The following is a 1,305-nucleotide window of genomic DNA, read 5'->3' on the forward strand; positions in this document are numbered from 1 at the left end:
GGCTTATACCGGTCAGTCAGTGAATTCTGCTCAAAGTCTACTTTGCAGTCAAAGCAGCCGATAGATTCACTATTGCACATTGCAGGCTAGTCTTCGCTAAGATTTAGGCGACCTGCATTAAGCCAATCTGACAACTCTGTTCTTTCGTTAGGGTCAGGTGGGCCCGCAGGAGTTGGAGGGTCAACAGGCAATGGACTGTCTGATCCGACAATCGCTCGAACACTTACGGTATCTTCCGAAACATTCCAAACAAGCAAGTCCTGAGCCAAAGTGAGCGGGCCGTCATAAGTCTTTCGGATTGCAGCAATTGTGTCAGGAGCAATATCGAAGTCGGCAAATGTATGGTAGGCAATCGCGTGCCGCGGCTCGATCATTGAGAATAGTTTTCCGCACGCGTCTGGTGGCGTGTGAACCACCGTTGCCACTAATCGGGCGCGTTCAGGGTCGTAGTTTTTGGTATCGATAAATTGTTGGATCGTTAAGTAGCATTCGTGAATGACAAGATCCGCTTCTTTAGCGTTCTCCACGAACCACTTGTTCGGGTTGGTGTCACCCGAGTAGACGAATTTTAGTCCTTTCCACTCCAAGCTGTAGGACACTGAACCATCTATGCCGTGAATCGCGGGCCAAGATCGAATGACGACACCGTCGCTTTCATAAACTACTTGTGTCTGAGAATAGTCGAACTCAGTCACCGAAAGGTGTCCGCCTGCCGAGGGCATATTCCCGCGCCGGCCTGCCACGTCCCAGGCCAACATTTTCAGGAGGCCATCCATGGCCGCTGCGGTCCCGTATTCTGGCTTTAAGCCACTTGGTCCCCAAACCCGCAGTGGAACGGTTCGGTTTGACACCCAGCCACCCACAAAAAGTGCATCGAAGTCTCCAATATGATCTACGTGCAGGTGGCTAATGAACACCTTGTCGAGATAAGTGTATGGGATTTCCAATGCGGCCAAATTGGCTAACGAACCGGTTCCGACATCGAATAGGAACTTGTCGCCATTGCCAAGTTCAACCAACCACGACGCTGACGCTTGGGAGTGTCGAAAATTAGGTGTTCCAGTTCCCAGCGAGATAACTCGCATCTCCGCTTCGCCGAGCGGCTCTGTGTTTGGATAATAGAACTTTCTCTCTCCGGATGAACCAGCTGAAGCAGCGCCGCAGCAAATCGATGCAAATAAAAAACTCAATGCCGGTAGTAATCTTAGACGCACAGCTTCCTCCGACTTGCTGACGCATTCCATGGTACAACTAAATCACTTCATTCCAAAGTTGGACGTCTGCTTTGGGCTCGAAGCAGTCGTT

At 50.7% G+C, this 1,305-nt stretch carries 1 protein-coding gene; it reads right to left on the bottom strand.

Going from position 1 to position 1,305, the window contains the following annotated elements; all coding sequences use genetic code 11:
- Positions 1-86: 86 nt before the first annotated feature.
- A complete protein-coding gene (gene gntH / locus ACXAH8_RS23085; protein WP_475220844.1) occupies positions 87-1,190 on the bottom strand; it encodes a guanitoxin biosynthesis MBL fold metallo-hydrolase GntH in 1,104 nt (367 codons plus the stop codon).
- Positions 1,191-1,305 lie beyond the last annotated feature (115 nt).

It is taken from the genome of Ruegeria sp. ABV3_008 (assembly GCF_056161185.1).